This window comes from Streptomyces sp. NPDC018693, from assembly GCF_044391385.1.
Lineage (GTDB): Bacteria > Actinomycetota > Actinomycetes > Streptomycetales > Streptomycetaceae > Streptomyces.
The window spans coordinates 89,404-103,533 of the sequence record NZ_JBIRZZ010000018.1 but is presented as its reverse complement, the minus strand read 5'-3'; the positions used below and the strand labels follow the sequence as shown (position 1 = coordinate 103,533).

Genomic DNA, 14,130 nt, shown 5'->3' with positions numbered 1-14,130 from the left:
AACGCCCCGTTGCGAGCGTGCATTGACCGGCCTCAGTGAGGCCGGTACTCGCCATCATCGGCTAAACCCTTCGCCCTGAGGGCCCGGCCCATGAACGCCGGCCCGGCCGGCCCAAGCCGACCGGATACAGTGCGCGAGAAGGCAGCCTGGTCAGGGAGGGCAAGCGTGACCGACACCAGCGACACCCGGCCCGCCGAGGGTGAAGCGCAAGCGCCGCGGAAGAGCCGACTGCACCGCCTGATGCGCTACCTCCCCCTGATCGCCCCCGTACTGCTGTGGGCCGTGCCCTGCTGGGTGCTCCTGCACACCGGCCAGCATTGGCCGCTGCCTGTCACGCTGGTCGGCACCGCCCTGTTCGCCCTCGGCCTCATATGTATGCCGCTCGCGATGGTGCGCGGCCACGGCCGGCGCCAGCAGGACCGGGCGGCCATCACCGGTGACACCCTGCTGGGCACCAGCTGGGTCTTGTTCACCTGGTCCGTCCTGCTCGGCGTCCTGTTGCGGCTCGCCCTGACAGTGGCCGGCGTCGGCGAGAGCCAGGACCGGGCCCGAATCGTCACCTGGGCCGTCCTCGGCGTAACCGCCGTACTGCTCGGCTGGGGGTACGCCGAGGCCCGCCGTGTGCCGCGCGTGCGCCGACTCGACGTGCAACTTTCCCGGCTGGGTCCCGGGTTGGATGGCCTCCGCGTCGTCCTCATCACCGACACCCACTACGGCCCCCTCGACCGCGCCCGCTGGTCGGCACGGGTGTGCGAGACGGTGAACACCTTGGAAGCCGACCTGGTCTGCCACACCGGCGACATCGCGGACGGCACGGCCGAACGCCGCCGCGCCCAGGCCGCCCCACTCGGTACCGTGCGGGCAACCCGGGCCCGTGTATACGTCACCGGCAACCACGAGTACTACAGCGAGGCCCAGGGCTGGGTCGACCTGATGGACGAGCTGGGCTGGGAACCGCTGCGCAACCGCCATCTGCTGCTCGAACGCGGAGGCGACACTCTCGTGGTCGCCGGCGTGGACGACGTCACCGCCGAGTCCTCCGGCCTGGAAGGCCACCGTGCCCACCTCGCCGGAGCCTTGAGCAGCACCAACCCCGAGCTGCCCGTCCTGCTCCTGGCACACCAGCCCAAGTTCGTCGACCGGGCGGCAGCCGCCGGCATCGACCTCCAACTTTCCGGCCACACCCACGGCGGCCAGATCTGGCCTTTCCACCACCTGGTCCGCATCGACCAGCCTGTCGTCGCGGGCCTGAGCCGACACGGCACCCGCACCCTCCTCTACACCAGCCGCGGCACCGGCTTCTGGGGCCCGCCGTTCCGCGTCTTCGCCCCCAGCGAGATCACCCTGCTCGTGCTCCGCTCCCCCCACGTGCCCACCTCGCCGTAGCACCAGGTGTGCCATCTCGATCCATCGTGACGCCCGGCTTGCCCTGACCGATGCAGCCGAGGATCTGGTGCGGCGGCTGACGTGCCGTCACGGCCCGCTGGTTTTCCACCAGTCGGGCGGCTGCTGCGACGGCAGCGCACCCATGTGGTACCGCGCGGCGAGTTCCGCGTCGGCGGCGCGGACGTCCTGCTCGGCCATGTCGCCGGGGACACCCCGTTCTGGATGAGCGCCGGCCAGTACCGGTACTGGCCGCACACCTACCTCACCGGTCCCGGGTTCTCACCGACGAGGAGTGGGCGCGTCGAGACGGAACCACCGCTGCCCACTGGGGCCGACGGCGGGTGAACGAGCGTTCCCACCCCTCCAGCAGGACGTACACACCCAAGAATGATCAAGGGCCGGCTTCGGATGCCTCCGAAACCAGCCCTCATCTGCGACTCTCACGAGTCGGGACGACAGGATTTGAACCTGCGACCCCTTGACCCCCAGTCAAGTGCGCTACCAAGCTGCGCCACGTCCCGTTGCGCGACCGTGCGGTGTGCCGCGTGATCGTGCGAGCAGAACTTTACCGCACGGGGGGCGGTGCACCGAAAGGGCACCCGCGCGGGACAATCGCGGTATGGGCAGCACTGGGCACACGAGCGGCCGCCGGCCGGCCGGCGCGCGGGACCGTGACGGTGAGGGGCGGGCACGCAACGCGCGGCCGCGGGACGGGCTGGGGCGGCCGCTGCCGTACGGCGAGCAGGGGGTGGCGCGGCAGCCGGAGGGCGTGGTGCGCACGCCGGAGGAGACCGTCGCCGAGGCGCGGGCGCTGCTCGCCGCGGGCAAGCCGTTCCACGCGCACGAGGTCTTCGAGGACGCCTGGAAGTCGGGCCCGGAGGACGAGCGCGCCCTGTGGCGCGGGCTCGCTCAGCTCGCGGTGGGGCTCACGCACGCGGCCCGCGGCAATGTCACGGGCGGGCCCCGGCTGCTGCGGCGGGGCGCCGGGGCCGCCGAGGAGTGGGCGGCCGGGTCGGGGCGGTGGCGTCCGTACGGCATCGACCTCGCCGGGCTGGCCGCCTGGGCGCGGGAGCTGGCGGCGGACGTCGAACGCGGCGCTGGCCCCGTGGACGCCCGCACCCGGGCACCCCGCCTCTGACCGACCCCGCCCGTGAAGCGGTGCCGGTGCCGTCACCGTCAGTGGGGTACGGCAGACTCGTGGTGTGCGAAAGATTCATGTCATCGGCATCGGCGCGGGCGACCCGGACCAGCTGACCCTGCAGGCGGTGAGGGCGCTGCGGAGCACGGACGTGTTCTTCGTCCTCGACAAGGGCGAGGTGAAGGGCGACCTCACGCAACTGCGTCACGACATGCTCCGCACCCACATACCGGAGGGCGGCTACCGGGTCGTCGAGGCCCGCGACCCGGAGCGGGACCGCCGGGCGGGCGGCGCGGCGTACTCGCCGGCCGTCGAGGACTGGCGCAGCGCCCGCGCGGACATCTACGAGCGGCTGATCACCGAGGAGCTCGGCGAGGAGGAGAGCGGCGCCTTCCTGGTGTGGGGCGACCCGGCGCTCTACGACAGCACGATCGGGATCCTGGAGGAGGTGCTGGCGCGGGGCGCGGTCCCGTTCGCGTACGACGTCGTGCCGGGCATCAGCAGTGTCTCCGCGCTCGTCGCCCGGCACCGCACCGGTCTGAACCGGGTGGCGCGCCCGGTGCAGATCACCACGGGGCGGCGGCTCGCGGAGGGCTTCCCGGAGGGCGTCGACGACGTGGTGGTGATGCTCGACGCCCAGCAGACCTTCCGGAAGTACGCCGACCAGGACATCGACATCTACTGGGGCGCGTACATAGGCACCCCGGACGAGATCCTCGCCTCCGGTCCGATCGCCGAGGCCGCGCCCCGCATCGAGCGGCTGCGCGCCGAGGCCCGTGCGCGCAAGGGCTGGATCATGGACACGTATCTGCTGCGCCGCAACCCGAAGAACACCTGACAAGGACCCACGGTCCCCGGCCGCGAAAACCGGGTGCCTCCGTGGGCGTGCGGCGGCCATACTTCAGGCCATGTCTGCCTCCCCCGTCCGTTTCCGTGACCCGCGCAGCGGCATCTATGAGTTCCTCGACTCGATCCTGGTGCGCTGCCCGCGCTGTGAGGGCGTCGCGCGGGTGCTGGCGGTGCCCGGGGAGGGCGCCCGAGCGGCCCTCGTCGCGCCGCGTCGGCTGATCTGCCGCTCCTGCGGGCCGGCCCGGACCCGTGACAAGGGCTGGGTCGCCTTCTGCGGCAGCTCGCAAGGGCCCGCGCGTGACCCGTACTTCGGTGCTCCCCTGTGGTTGCAGACCGAGACCCGCCACGGCTGGCTGTGGGCCTACAACCTCCGGCACCTGGACCTGATCCGCCGGTTCGTCGCCGCGGACCTGCGGGAGCGGGCGCCCTGGTACGACACGGGGCAGAAGATGACGCTGCTGGCCCGGCTGCCCGCCTGGATCGTCAGCGCCAAGCACCGCGCCGAGGTGCTGCGCGCCCTCGATCGCGTGCGGGCCTCGGTGGTCACGCCGGGCTGAGGCCGAGCCGGGCGAGCGCGCCGGCCACGTCCGGCACCGCCGTGACGCCCTCTGGCAGCGGCGGCCGCCGTACGACCACCACCGGCAGGCCCAGCTCCCTGGCGGCCGTCAGCTTGGCCGCCGTGGCCGCTCCCCCGCTGTCCTTGGTCACCACGACGTCGAGCCGGTGCGACCGCAGCAGCGCCAGCTCGTCCGCCACGGTGAACGGCCCGCGCGCCAGGACCAGTTCGACGTCCGGCGGCATCGGTGGCTCGGGCGGCTCCACGGACCGTACGAGGAAGTGCAGGTCCGTCAGGTGTGCGAAGGCGGCCAGGCCCAGGCGGCCGGTGGTGAGGAACACCCGGCGGCCCACCGACGGCAGCAGCCGAGCCGCCGACTCCAGTGAGGCGACGTCGTGCCAGCGGTCGCCCGGTCCCGCCGTCCAGCCCGGCCTGCGCAGCACCACCAGCGGCAGACCGGTGGCGGCGGCCGCCCGTGCCGCGTTCGCGGTGATCCCGGTGGCGAAGGGATGCGTGGCGTCCGCCACCGCGTCCACGCCGTGCTCCCGCAGCCACCCGGCCAGCCCCTCGGCCCCACCGAACCCGCCGGTCCGTACGTCCCCGTCGAGCGCGCCCGGCCGGGACACCCGGCCCGCGAGCGAGGTGGTGACCCGGACACCGGGGCGGGCGGTGAGGGCGGCGGCCAGTTCGCGGGCCTCGGTGGTGCCGCCGAGGACGAGGACGTGCGGGGACATGGCGTCGAGGGTACGGGTGGGGCTTGTTAGCCTGTCCGCCGGATCGATTCAGCACGGACTCCGTGCATCAGGCACGGCCACGACGGACGAGGGGCGGGACCGCACACCGATGGACGTCGTCCCCACCCTCCCCGGCACCCCCGCCCACGCCCTCCCCGCCACTCCCGCTCACGCCCTCCTCGACGACTTCTCCCTGGAGATGACCGGCAAGGACGTGGCCCGGCTGGAAGAGGCGCACGGCACCATCCCCGCCGGCACCCGCGTCAACGTCACCTTCCTCGGCAACGAGGACCTGGACATGCGTCTGGCGGCCGCCCGCGCCGTGCGGCGGCTCGGCCTCGTGCCGGTCCCGCATGTCTCCGCGCGGCGGCTGCGTTCCCGGGCGGAGCTGGCGGAGTTCCTCGCCGCGCTGCGGGAGGCCGGAGCGGTGGACGACGTCTTCGTCGTCGCTGGTGACCCGGCGGTGCCGCTCGGGCCGTACGACGACTCGCTCGCCGTGCTGCGCTCCGGGCTGCTCCAGGAGTACGGCGTGCGGCACGTCGGTGTGAGCGGCTACCCGGAGGGACACCCGGCGATCGCCGCAACAGTGCTGTGGTCGGCGCTGGAGGAGAAGGCCGCCGTGCTGCGGGAGGAGGGCCTGCAGGGCAGCGTCACCACCCAGTTCGGCTTCGACGTCGACGCGGTGCTGACCTGGGTCGAGTCCGTACGCGAGCGGGGCATCGCGCTGCCGGTGCGGGTCGGGGTGCCGGGGCCGGCCGGGATACGGCGGCTGCTGACGTACGCGCGCCGCTTCGGCGTCGGCACCAGCGCGGGCATCGCGAAGAAGTACGGGTTCTCGCTCACCAACCTGATGGGCACCGCGGGCCCCGACCGGTTCGTGCAGGCATTGGCCGAGGGCTACGACATGCGGCGGCACGGCGATCTGGGGCTGCACTTCTACACCTTCGGCGGTCTGCGGGCCACCTCCGACTGGGCCGCCGCGTTCCGGGCGCAGGGACCGTCGGGCGACTGACGCGCACCGCCGGTGGTGGGCCGCTAGGGTCGGCCGTATGGGTCCGGTGCGTGCCGTGCTGATCGACATCGACGGGGTGCTGACCGTCTCCTGGAAGCCGCTGCCGGGTGCCGTGGAGGCGCTGCGGGCGGTGCGGGAGGCCGGGTTCGGTGTGTCCCTGGTCACCAACACGACATCCCGTACGCGCGCGTCGATCGCACGGACACTCGGCGAGGCGGGCTTCCCGGTGGCCGCCGACGACATCCTCACCGCGCCCGCCGTCACGGCGGCGCATCTGGCCGCGCGGTATCCGGGGGCGCGGTGCTCGCTGCTGAACAGCGGTGACGTACGGGAGGACCTGGTCGGGGTGACGCTGGTGGGCGACGACGAGGACGGTGACGTCGACGTGGTGGTGCTGGGCGGGGCCGGGCCCGAGTTCGGGTACGCGGCGCTGGACCGGGCCTTCGGGCAGGTGCAGCGAGGTGCGCGGCTGGTGGCGATGCACCGGAACCTGTATTGGCGTACCGACGCGGGGCTGCGGCTGGACTCGGGCGCGTTCGTGGCCGGTCTGGAGGCGGCGGCGCGGGTGGAGGCCGAGGTGACGGGAAAGCCGTCACCGGCGTTCTTCGCGGCGGCGCTGGGCCGGCTGGGCGTGGGTGCGGACGAGGCGCTGATGGTCGGCGACGACGTCGAGTCGGACGTGCTGGCGGCGCAGCGGGCCGGAATCGCCGGGGTGCTGGTCAGGACGGGCAAGTTCCTGCCGGAGACGTTGGAGTCGGCGAGCGGTACGCCCGATCACGTGGTCGACTCCTTCGCGGACGTACCGGCGTTGCTAGCGCAGTAGCAGTTGCAGGGCGCCGACGACGGTCGCGGCGATGACGAGTTGTTCGAAGAGTCGCTGGTTGATCCGGTCCACTGCCCATTTACCCAACAGGGCTCCGGGGACGACGAACACGACGAGCGCGGCGTCGAGGAGCAGTGAGCGGCCGTCGATCAGGCCGAGGCCCGCGCTGAACGGCACCTTCGACACGTTCACGATGAGGAAGAAGAACGCCGAGGTGCCGAGGAAGCCGAGCTTGCGGAAGCCGGCCGACAGCAGGTACATCGACATCACCGGGCCGCCCGCGTTGGCGACCATCGTGGTGAAGCCGCCGAGCACACCGTACGAGCGGGCCTTGACCCGGCCCGCCCGCGTGACGACCGCGTCGGGGTCGGCGGCCCGCCCGGCGGTCCGCCGTCGCCACACCGTGACGCCCGCCATCAGCAGCAGGATCGCGCCGATCGAGGTCCGTACGATCGCGTCGTCGGCCCACATCAGGAACAGCGTCCCGACGACCACGCCCGCCGCGACCGCCGGGAACAGCCGCCACAGCGTGGGCCAGTGGGCGTGCCGCCGGTAGGTGAGGACGGCCAGGACGTCCCCGGCGATCAGGATCGGCAGCAGCACGCCGGTGGAGGCGCGGGCGGGCAGCACGGCCGCGAAGATGGCGAGGCTGACGGTGTTGGCCCCGCTCACGGCCGTCTTGGAGAAGCCGACGAGCAGGGCCGCGAGGGCGAGGGCGGCGAACTCCCAGCCGGTGATGTGCCAGAGCGTCATAGTGTCCATGCGGATGCCGATGCTATGCGCACGCATCTGCCGCCGGTAAGGACCGTCTCGCCCAGCGACCCGCCCGGCCCGCCGGAACCGCGCTCAGTGCCGCTCGACCAGGACCGCGCTCCCCTGCCCCACCCCCACGCACATCGTCGCCAGGCCCCGCTCCGCGCCCGTGCGGCGCATGCGGTGCAGGAGGGTGGTCAGGATGCGGGCGCCGGAGCAGCCGAGCGGGTGGCCGAGGGCGATGGCGCCGCCGCTGGGGTTCACCAGGTCGGGGTCGATGCCCAGCTGGTCGACGCAGGCCAGGGCCTGCGCGGCGAACGCCTCGTTGAACTCGGCCTCCTGGATGTCGCCGATGGTCCACTCGGCGCGGGCGAGTGCCTTGCGGGTCGCCGGGACGGGTCCGATGCCCATCACGTCGGGGTGGACGCCGGCGGAGGCACCGGCGACATACCGGCCCAGGGACTCCAGGCCCAGCTCGTTGAGGGCCTCCTCGCTGACCAGGAGGAGTCCGGCGGCGCCGTCGTTCATCGGGGAGGCGTTGCCCGCGGTGACGGTGCCGTCCTTGCGGAAGACGGGCCTGAGGGCGGCCAGCTTCTCGTGGGAGGTGTCCTCGCGGATGGACTCGTCGGTGTCGACGACCACCGAGTCGGGGCGCTCGACCGGCAGGATTTCGTCGTCGAAGTGGCCGTTCTTGCGGGCCAGCGCGGCGCGCCGGTGGCTGCGCAGGGCGAAGTCGTCCTGCCGTTCGCGGGTGATGCCGTACCGCTCGGCGACCTCCTCGGCGGTCTCGCCCATGGACAGCAGCCCGTGCAGGTCCTTCATCGCCGGGTTGACCAGCCGCCAGCCGAGCCGGGTGTCGTAGGTCTCCATCCGGTGCGGGAGGGCCTCGTCGGGGCGCGGCAGGACGAAGGGGGCGCGGCTCATCGACTCGCTGCCGCCCGCCACCACGATGTCCGCCTCCCCGGCGGCGATGGCGCGGGCGGCGGTGGTGACGGCCTCCAGGCCGGAGGCGCACAGGCGGTTGACGGTGGCGCCCGGCACGGACTCCGGCAGGCCCGCGAGCAGGGCGGCCATGCGGGCGACGTTGCGGTTGTCCTCGCCCGCCTGGTTGGCGGCGCCCCAGTAGACGTCGTCGACCCGGGCCGGGTCGAGCGCGGGCATGTCGGCGACGAGTCCGCGGATCACGGCCGCGGCGAGGTCGTCGGGCCGCACCGAGGACAGGGCGCCGCGCAGTCTGCCGATGGGGGTGCGGCGGGCGGCCGCGAAGTGGACGGGACGCACGACAGAACTCCTGAAGCTCCTGGCCGACACATTAATTACCACTGCTAGTTTTGGACTATAGACCGCTGCCCGGCCTCCTGGGAAGATCCCATCCCGGCAACCCCGCTGACGCACCCGGAGGACCGATGGCCGACAGCCGCGAGCACACCTTCACCGGTACCCGGGGCACGATCCACACCCGCGAGTGGCCGAACGACCGGGCCCGGTACCTCGTGCTCCTCGTGCACGGCTACGGCGAGCACACCGGCCGGTACGAGGGGCTCGCCGACGTCCTCGTGGCGCACGGCGCGGCCGTCCACGGCCCCGACCACATCGGGCACGGCAGGTCGGCGGGCGAGCGGGTGCTGATCGAGGACTTCGAGGACGTCGTCACGGACGTGCACACGGTCGCGGACCTCGCCCGGGCCGCGCACCCCGGCCTGCCCCTCGTCCTCGTCGGCCACTCCATGGGCGGTCTGATCGCCGCCCGCTACGCGCAGCGGTACGGCGACGAGCTCGCCGCCCTCGTCCTGTCCGGGCCGGTGATCGGCGCCTGGGAGACCCCGGGCCGGCTGCTGGCGCACGAGGAGATTCCCGACATCCCGATCAACCCGGCGGCGCTCTCCCGCGACCCGGCGGTCGGCGCGGCGTACGCGGCGGACCCGCTGGTGTGGCACGGGCCGATGAAGCGGCCGACGCTCGAAGCCTTCGTACGGACCCTGGAGGCGGTGGACAAGGGCGGGGACGTGGGCCCGCTCCCGGTGCTGTGGCTGCACGGCGACGACGACCGGCTGGTGCCGCTGCCCGGCAGCCGGGCCGGCGTGGAGCGGCTGAGCGGGGGCGCCGCGACCGGGCGGATCTGGCCCGGGGCGCGGCACGAGGTGTTCCACGAGACGGTCCGGGCGGAGGTGTTCACGGCCCTCACGGAGTTCCTCGACCGGGTGCTCCCGGGCTGACTCGCCTGGGGTTTGCGGAGGTGCGCCCGGGGCACCCGCGCCCCCGTGGAGTGGTCGCGCCGTGCGCGGAACGGGCACGTCCGCTCCGCACCGACCGGATGCATCGGGACCGCGTGACAAGGAGAGGCACCGTATGACTGTCGTGAAGAGCCCGCTTCCCGAATCGGCCCGCCGGGTCACCTTCGAGGCCCTGCAGAGCACTCTGGTGGATCTGATCGGGCTCTCCCTCGTCGGGAAGCAGGCGCACTGGAACATCGTGGGGCCCCGGTTCCGCTCGATCCACCTCCAGCTGGACGAGGTCGTCGACGCCGCCCGGTCCTACGCCGACACGGTCGCGGAGCGGGGCGCCGCGCTCGGCATGTCCCCGGACGGACGGCCGGAGACGGTCGCGACGTCGTTCGCGCTGCCGGGCCCGAAGGACGGCTGGCTGCGCGACGCGGACGTCGTGCAGGTGATGGCCGACTCGCTGGGACGGGCCATCGAGGGGCTGCGCGAGCGGATCGACGCGACCGCCGAGCCCGACCCGGTCACCCAGGACCTGCTCATCGGCATCACCGCGGAGCTGGAGAAGCAGCGCTGGATGTTCGAGGCGGAGAACCTGCCGCACGAGAGCTGACCTGCACGGGGCCGGACCGACACGGGAAAGGGGCACGCCATGGCCGACGCCCTCGAACTCGAGGCGCTGTGGGAGGACTTCCACCGCGTGGTGAACATGACCTCGGCGGAGCTCGCCGACTGGCTGCGGGTACGGGACGCCGCGGAGGACGTGGAGCCCCTGCCGGACCGGGCGGGCACCCCGACGGGGCAGCACGTCCTGGCGATTCTGCAGAAGCGGCGCATGGACCTCACCGACGACGACATCCGGGTGATGCGCCAGGTCGTGGACACGGTGTCCGGGCAGACGGACATCGCGAACGAACCCGACGCCGAGGACACCCGGCGCCGGCACCGGCTGATGACCATCGGCCACGATCCGCTCAAACCATGACCGGCGACGACCGGCGCGTGGTGCGCGAACTCCTCGACGCGCACGGGCGGACGTACGCCGAGGAGGCGGGGATCAGGCTGAAGGACACCCCGCAGCCGCTGTACCGGCTGCTCGTACTGGCCCATCTGCTCAGCGCCCGGATCCGCGGCTCGATCGCCGTCGACACCGCCCGCGCCCTGTACGACGCGGGACTGCGCGATCCCCGCCGGATGGCCGACGCGGACTGGCAGGAGCGGGTGGACGCGCTGGGCCGGGGCGGCTACCGGCGCTACGACGAGCGCACCGCGACGCAACTCGGCGAGGCGGCAGAGCTGTTGACCGAGCGCTGGGGCGGCGACCTGCGACGGCTGCGCAAGGAGGCGGACGGCGATCTCGGCGAACTGCGCCGACTGCTGCAGGAGTTCCCGGGCATGGGCCCCGCCGGCGCCGACATCTTCCTGCGGGAGGCCCAGCGGGTCTGGCCGGAGGTCGGCCCCCTCCTGGACGACAAGGCCCTCGCGGGAGCGAAGCGGCTCGGCCTGCCGACCGATCCGGAGCGCCTGCTGAAGCTCGCGGGCGACACCGAACCGGCCGTGCTCGCCGCCGCGTTGGTGCGGGCGGCGCTGGACAAGGAAGTGGTCGAGGAGGTGACCGGCCGGGCGGCCTAGGAGGCGAGCCTGCTCAGCGCCGCCGACACCAGGGTCCGTACCCCCGGCATCAGCACCGACAGGTCCGGGGCGAACAAGGGGCTGTGGTTTCCCGGCACGTTGGCGAGCTTCTCCGTCAGGTCCTCGCCGGGCGCGGCCTCCCACACCGCCGACGGGGTCGACGACACGAACCAGTAGGCGTACGGCACACCCTCGGGGGCGAGCAGGGAGAAGTCCTCGCTGCCCATCGCCGGGCCGAAGTCGAACACCCGCTCCGCGCCGAACAGTTCACGGTGCACGGCGGCGACCGAGGCGTCCAGGTCGGCGTCGTTGACGGTGTTCGGGTAGCCGGGCCGCACCGAGATCTCCGGCGGCACCGGACAGCCCGCGGCCTGGCACTCGCCCTCCACGATCCGCCGGACCACACCGAGGACGTGCTCACGGACCCGCGTGTCCTGGGTGCGCAGGTTCAGGGCGAGCCGCGCGTCGGCCGGGATGATGTTGTGCTGCGTACCGGCATGGAACTGACCCACCGTCAGCACGACGGAGTCGCGGGCGGCGACCTCGCGGGCGAGCACGGTCTGCAGCCGCGTGACGACGTACGCCGCGGTGACGACGGGGTCGACGGTCGACTCGGGGCGTGAGCCGTGCCCGCCCACGCCGTGCACCACGATGTCGAGGTCGTCGGAGGCGGACAGGATCAGCCCGGGGGTGTGCGAGCAGAACCCGGCCGGTCCCGGGGTGACATGCTGCCCGAACAGCGCGTCGGGGCGCGGGAAGCGCTCGTGGATCCCGTCCCGCACCATCGCCGCCGCCCCGCCGCCCGCCTCCTCGGCGGGCTGGCCGACCACGACGAGCGTGCCGGACCAGGTGGCGCGGCCCGCGGCGAGCGCCTCGGCGGCGGCCGCGAGCCAGGTGATGTGCAGATCGTGCCCGCACGCGTGCATCACCCCGGCGTTCCGGGACGCGTACTCCAGGCCGGTTGCCTCCGCCACCGGCAGCGCGTCCATGTCGCCCCGCAGCCACACCACCGGCCCGTCCCCGTTCGCCAGCACCCCCACCACACCGGTGTGGGCGATGCCCTCGACCACCCGGTAGCCGGCGGCGCGCAGCCGGCCGGCGAGCTTCGCCGCGGTGCGGTGTTCCCGGTAGGCCGTCTCCGGGTGGCGGTGCAGGTCCCGGTAGAAGTCCTCCAGGTCGTCCGTCTTCAGCCCGGAGGTCAGCTCCCGGGTGAGACGGGCGACAACGGACGGCTCGGTCATACGGCTTCCCTCTCGACGAAGGCCCGGCGGACATCCCGTCTCACGATGGCACAGTGGAGGCTTCACGACCGACCGCGCACGCTTCACGACCGACCGGGAAACGAAGCCTGCGACTCGGCGAGGCCCACCCCAGCGCTCCCGCCGGAGGCCACCGTGAGTCCCGTGAGGAGGCCGGAGGCCGGCGCGGGCACGGCGGTGCGCACCGGCAGACCGAGCCGCCCCGGCCGCAGCCCCGGGCGGTTGCGCTCTTCATGCCGATCACCGTAGGTCGAGCCGGCCCGCGCCGGGATCGGCCGAACGGCCGAGGGCCGCACCGAACCCAGGCCGGACGGCCGGGGCGCCCCCGGGCAGCGTGACCGTACCCACGGGGAAGGGCGCGTGACCGCATGCGGCTGCGCCGCGAGAGCGCGACCAGAAGCCGACGACCGCACCCGGAGCCCGCACCATGACCACCCGGCGCCCATCCGAGTCCTGATCGCGGACGACCAGGAGATGGTCCGCACGGGCTTCCGCTTCTTCCTCGACGCCCAGCCCGACATGACGGTGATCGCCGAGGCGGCGGACGGCGAGGAGGCCGTGGAGCTGGCCCGTCGCCACCGCCCGGACGCCTGTCTCCTGGACATCCGCATGCCGAAGCTGGACGGCCTTCGACCTCGACGAGCACGTCTGGTCTCCCCCTCCGTCACGGTCCGCCTGCTGAGGCAGCTCACGGCCCCGCAGGACCCGGCACCGCCCCGCCCGGCCACACCCCCGCCGGCCGAACCGCTCACCGACCGGGAGGGCGAAGTGGTCCGCCTGGTGGCCCTGGGCCGCACCGACGCGGAGATCGCGGCCTGGGCCTGGCCGCACGGCCACGTGCAGCGGGCCTGACGCGCGCTCAGCCCGCGAGCGGCAGGTCGAGCACCCGGGCGATGGTCCGCAGCACACCGTTGTCGTTGTTGGACGGGGCGAGATGGCGGGCCCGCCGGACGACCTCCGGGTGGGCGTTGGCCATGGCGAAGGACCACTCCGCGGCGTCCAGCATCTCCAGGTCGTTGAGGTAGTCGCCGAAGACCATGGTCTGCGCGGGTGTGACGCCCAGCTCCCGCTGGAGGCGGCGCAGGGCGGCGCCCTTGTTGGCGGTGCGGTTCATGACGTCGACCCAGTGCTCGCCGGAGACGACGACCTGGTGAGTGGCGGCGAAGGACGCCAGCGCCGGGGCGGTGGTCCGTTCGGCCGAGCCGAAGTCGTAGAGGGCGACCTTGATGACGTCGTCGTCGACGGCGGTGACGTCCTCCACGATCTCGTGGCGGAGGTAGTACTTGCGCACCTCGGCGAGGAACGCCTCGTCGGTGCGCTCCACGTAAGCGGACCGTTTGCCGCAGACCACGGCCCCCACGTCGGCCGCCAGCCCGCGTACGCACCGCACCACCTCCGCGGCGACGCCCCGTTCCATCGGGTCGGAGCTCAGCTCCCGCCCGTCGCGCACCACGTAGGTGCCGTTCTCGGCGATGAACACCATCCCGTCGGCGACCTCGGCGAACTCCCGCTCCAGGGTGGCGTACTGCCGTCCGCTCGCCGGGCTGAACAGCACCCCGCGCTCCCGCAGCCGCGCCAGCACGTCCCACAGCCCGGCGGGGGGCCGCTTGTCGTCGTCCAGCAGCGTGCCGTCCATGTCGGTGACGATCAGCCGTATGTCGGCGGCGGGCGCCGACGACTGCGCGGGCCGGTTCAGGGGCGAGGCGGAGGAGTAGGGCATGTCCTGCCTTCTGTGCGGTGAGGGGCCGCTCGTCACCCTACCGGGGGCC

The 14,130-nt window shown here is 73.2% G+C and carries 16 protein-coding genes, 1 tRNA gene and 1 pseudogene; 12 read left to right on the top strand and 6 right to left on the bottom strand.

Annotation, left to right across the window (positions count from 1 at the left end):
• The first annotated feature begins 165 nt into the window (after nucleotides 1–165).
• The gene (locus ACH5AC_RS33015) at nucleotides 166–1,386 is read left to right on the top strand and encodes a metallophosphoesterase (protein WP_398865950.1); all 1,221 of its coding nucleotides are present in this window, start codon (nucleotides 166–168) and stop codon (nucleotides 1,384–1,386) included.
• Nucleotides 1,387–1,405: 19 nt separating this feature from the next.
• A pseudogene (locus ACH5AC_RS33010) lies at nucleotides 1,406–1,731 on the top strand (DUF779 domain-containing protein).
• 102 nt (nucleotides 1,732–1,833) lie between these two features.
• On the opposite strand, the gene ACH5AC_RS33005 reads toward ACH5AC_RS33010, so the two are convergent.
• A tRNA-Pro gene (locus tag ACH5AC_RS33005) sits at nucleotides 1,834–1,907 on the bottom strand.
• Nucleotides 1,908–2,005: 98 nt separating this feature from the next.
• On the opposite strand from ACH5AC_RS33005, the gene ACH5AC_RS33000 reads away from it, so the two are divergent.
• From ACH5AC_RS33000 to ACH5AC_RS32990, 3 genes are all read left to right on the top strand, one after another.
• Nucleotides 2,006–2,524: a DUF309 domain-containing protein gene (locus ACH5AC_RS33000; protein WP_398865949.1), complete on the top strand. Its 519-nt coding sequence runs from the start codon at nucleotides 2,006–2,008 to the stop codon at nucleotides 2,522–2,524.
• Between the two features lie 64 nt (nucleotides 2,525–2,588).
• Nucleotides 2,589–3,362 carry a precorrin-6A synthase (deacetylating) gene (gene cobF / locus ACH5AC_RS32995; RefSeq protein WP_398865948.1) on the top strand — a complete coding sequence of 258 codons (774 nt, stop codon included), beginning with the start codon at nucleotides 2,589–2,591 and terminating at the stop codon, nucleotides 3,360–3,362.
• A gap of 70 nt (nucleotides 3,363–3,432) precedes the next feature.
• Complete coding sequence (locus ACH5AC_RS32990) at nucleotides 3,433–3,930, top strand: hypothetical protein (RefSeq protein WP_398865947.1); 498 nt, start codon at nucleotides 3,433–3,435, stop codon at nucleotides 3,928–3,930.
• On the opposite strand, the gene ACH5AC_RS32985 is transcribed toward ACH5AC_RS32990, so the two are convergent.
• Nucleotides 3,917–4,663: a cobalt-precorrin-6A reductase gene (locus ACH5AC_RS32985; protein WP_398865946.1), complete on the bottom strand. Its 747-nt coding sequence runs from the start codon at nucleotides 4,661–4,663 to the stop codon at nucleotides 3,917–3,919. The genes ACH5AC_RS32990 and ACH5AC_RS32985 overlap by 14 nt on opposite strands.
• A gap of 109 nt (nucleotides 4,664–4,772) precedes the next feature.
• On the opposite strand from ACH5AC_RS32985, the gene ACH5AC_RS32980 reads away from it, so the two are divergent.
• Together ACH5AC_RS32980 and ACH5AC_RS32975 are read left to right on the top strand one after the other, a co-directional pair.
• A complete protein-coding gene (locus ACH5AC_RS32980) occupies nucleotides 4,773–5,675 on the top strand; it encodes a methylenetetrahydrofolate reductase (RefSeq protein WP_398865945.1) in 903 nt (300 codons plus the stop codon).
• 37 nt (nucleotides 5,676–5,712) lie between these two features.
• Nucleotides 5,713–6,498: an HAD-IIA family hydrolase gene (locus ACH5AC_RS32975; RefSeq protein WP_398865944.1), complete on the top strand. Its 786-nt coding sequence runs from the start codon at nucleotides 5,713–5,715 to the stop codon at nucleotides 6,496–6,498.
• Here the strand turns inward: ACH5AC_RS32975 and ACH5AC_RS32970 are convergent.
• Both ACH5AC_RS32970 and ACH5AC_RS32965 read right to left on the bottom strand, forming a co-directional pair.
• Complete coding sequence (locus ACH5AC_RS32970; RefSeq protein WP_398865943.1) at nucleotides 6,487–7,260, bottom strand: sulfite exporter TauE/SafE family protein; 774 nt, start codon at nucleotides 7,258–7,260, stop codon at nucleotides 6,487–6,489. The two genes, ACH5AC_RS32975 and ACH5AC_RS32970, sit on opposite strands and share 12 nt — an antisense overlap.
• An 84-nt stretch (nucleotides 7,261–7,344) precedes the next feature.
• Nucleotides 7,345–8,532 carry a thiolase family protein gene (locus tag ACH5AC_RS32965; RefSeq protein WP_398865942.1) on the bottom strand — a complete coding sequence of 396 codons (1,188 nt, stop codon included), beginning with the start codon at nucleotides 8,530–8,532 and terminating at the stop codon, nucleotides 7,345–7,347.
• A 125-nt stretch (nucleotides 8,533–8,657) separates the two neighbouring features.
• Between ACH5AC_RS32965 and ACH5AC_RS32960 the strand changes: the two genes are divergently transcribed.
• From ACH5AC_RS32960 to ACH5AC_RS32945, 4 genes are all read left to right on the top strand, one after another.
• Nucleotides 8,658–9,467 carry a lysophospholipase gene (locus tag ACH5AC_RS32960; protein WP_398865941.1) on the top strand — a complete coding sequence of 270 codons (810 nt, stop codon included), beginning with the start codon at nucleotides 8,658–8,660 and terminating at the stop codon, nucleotides 9,465–9,467.
• Between the two features lie 133 nt (nucleotides 9,468–9,600).
• Nucleotides 9,601–10,083: a Dps family protein gene (locus tag ACH5AC_RS32955; RefSeq protein ID WP_398865940.1), complete on the top strand. Its 483-nt coding sequence runs from the start codon at nucleotides 9,601–9,603 to the stop codon at nucleotides 10,081–10,083.
• Between the two features lie 39 nt (nucleotides 10,084–10,122).
• Nucleotides 10,123–10,455, top strand: a complete 333-nt coding sequence (locus ACH5AC_RS32950) for a DUF3140 domain-containing protein (RefSeq protein ID WP_398865939.1) — start codon at nucleotides 10,123–10,125, stop codon at nucleotides 10,453–10,455.
• Nucleotides 10,452–11,102, top strand: coding sequence for an endonuclease (locus tag ACH5AC_RS32945; protein WP_398865938.1), 651 nt, complete (start codon nucleotides 10,452–10,454; stop codon nucleotides 11,100–11,102). Before ACH5AC_RS32950 ends, ACH5AC_RS32945 begins: the two co-directional genes overlap by 4 nt.
• Here the strand turns inward: ACH5AC_RS32945 and ACH5AC_RS32940 are convergent.
• Entirely contained in the window at nucleotides 11,099–12,343 is a 1,245-nt protein-coding gene (locus ACH5AC_RS32940; protein ID WP_398865937.1) for an amidohydrolase, read from the bottom strand. The genes ACH5AC_RS32945 and ACH5AC_RS32940 overlap by 4 nt on opposite strands.
• A 462-nt stretch (nucleotides 12,344–12,805) precedes the next feature.
• On the opposite strand from ACH5AC_RS32940, the gene ACH5AC_RS32935 reads away from it, so the two are divergent.
• Nucleotides 12,806–13,213: a response regulator transcription factor gene (locus ACH5AC_RS32935; RefSeq protein ID WP_398865990.1), complete on the top strand. Its 408-nt coding sequence runs from the start codon at nucleotides 12,806–12,808 to the stop codon at nucleotides 13,211–13,213.
• 7 nt (nucleotides 13,214–13,220) lie between these two features.
• Here ACH5AC_RS32935 and ACH5AC_RS32930 read toward each other — a convergent pair whose 3' ends face one another.
• Nucleotides 13,221–14,081: a Cof-type HAD-IIB family hydrolase gene (locus tag ACH5AC_RS32930; protein WP_398865936.1), complete on the bottom strand. Its 861-nt coding sequence runs from the start codon at nucleotides 14,079–14,081 to the stop codon at nucleotides 13,221–13,223.
• Between the last annotated feature and the right edge of the window lie 49 nt (nucleotides 14,082–14,130).

Excerpts from the sequence above, each read along its gene's own strand:
- ACH5AC_RS33000 (WP_398865949.1), top strand. The coding sequence starts at position 2,006 with ATGGGCAGCACTGGGCACACGAGCGGCCGCCGGCCGGCCGGCGCGCGG.
- ACH5AC_RS32990 (WP_398865947.1), top strand. The coding sequence starts at position 3,433 with ATGTCTGCCTCCCCCGTCCGTTTCCGTGACCCGCGCAGCGGCATCTAT.
- ACH5AC_RS32985 (WP_398865946.1), bottom strand. The coding sequence starts at position 4,663 with ATGTCCCCGCACGTCCTCGTCCTCGGCGGCACCACCGAGGCCCGCGAA.
- ACH5AC_RS32980 (WP_398865945.1), top strand. The coding sequence starts at position 4,773 with ATGGACGTCGTCCCCACCCTCCCCGGCACCCCCGCCCACGCCCTCCCC.
- ACH5AC_RS32975 (WP_398865944.1), top strand. The coding sequence starts at position 5,713 with ATGGGTCCGGTGCGTGCCGTGCTGATCGACATCGACGGGGTGCTGACC.
- ACH5AC_RS32970 (WP_398865943.1), bottom strand. The coding sequence starts at position 7,260 with ATGGACACTATGACGCTCTGGCACATCACCGGCTGGGAGTTCGCCGCC.
- ACH5AC_RS32960 (WP_398865941.1), top strand. The coding sequence starts at position 8,658 with ATGGCCGACAGCCGCGAGCACACCTTCACCGGTACCCGGGGCACGATC.
- ACH5AC_RS32955 (WP_398865940.1), top strand. The coding sequence starts at position 9,601 with ATGACTGTCGTGAAGAGCCCGCTTCCCGAATCGGCCCGCCGGGTCACC.
- ACH5AC_RS32950 (WP_398865939.1), top strand. The coding sequence starts at position 10,123 with ATGGCCGACGCCCTCGAACTCGAGGCGCTGTGGGAGGACTTCCACCGC.
- ACH5AC_RS32945 (WP_398865938.1), top strand. The coding sequence starts at position 10,452 with ATGACCGGCGACGACCGGCGCGTGGTGCGCGAACTCCTCGACGCGCAC.
- ACH5AC_RS32940 (WP_398865937.1), bottom strand. The coding sequence starts at position 12,343 with ATGACCGAGCCGTCCGTTGTCGCCCGTCTCACCCGGGAGCTGACCTCC.
- ACH5AC_RS32930 (WP_398865936.1), bottom strand. The coding sequence starts at position 14,081 with ATGCCCTACTCCTCCGCCTCGCCCCTGAACCGGCCCGCGCAGTCGTCG.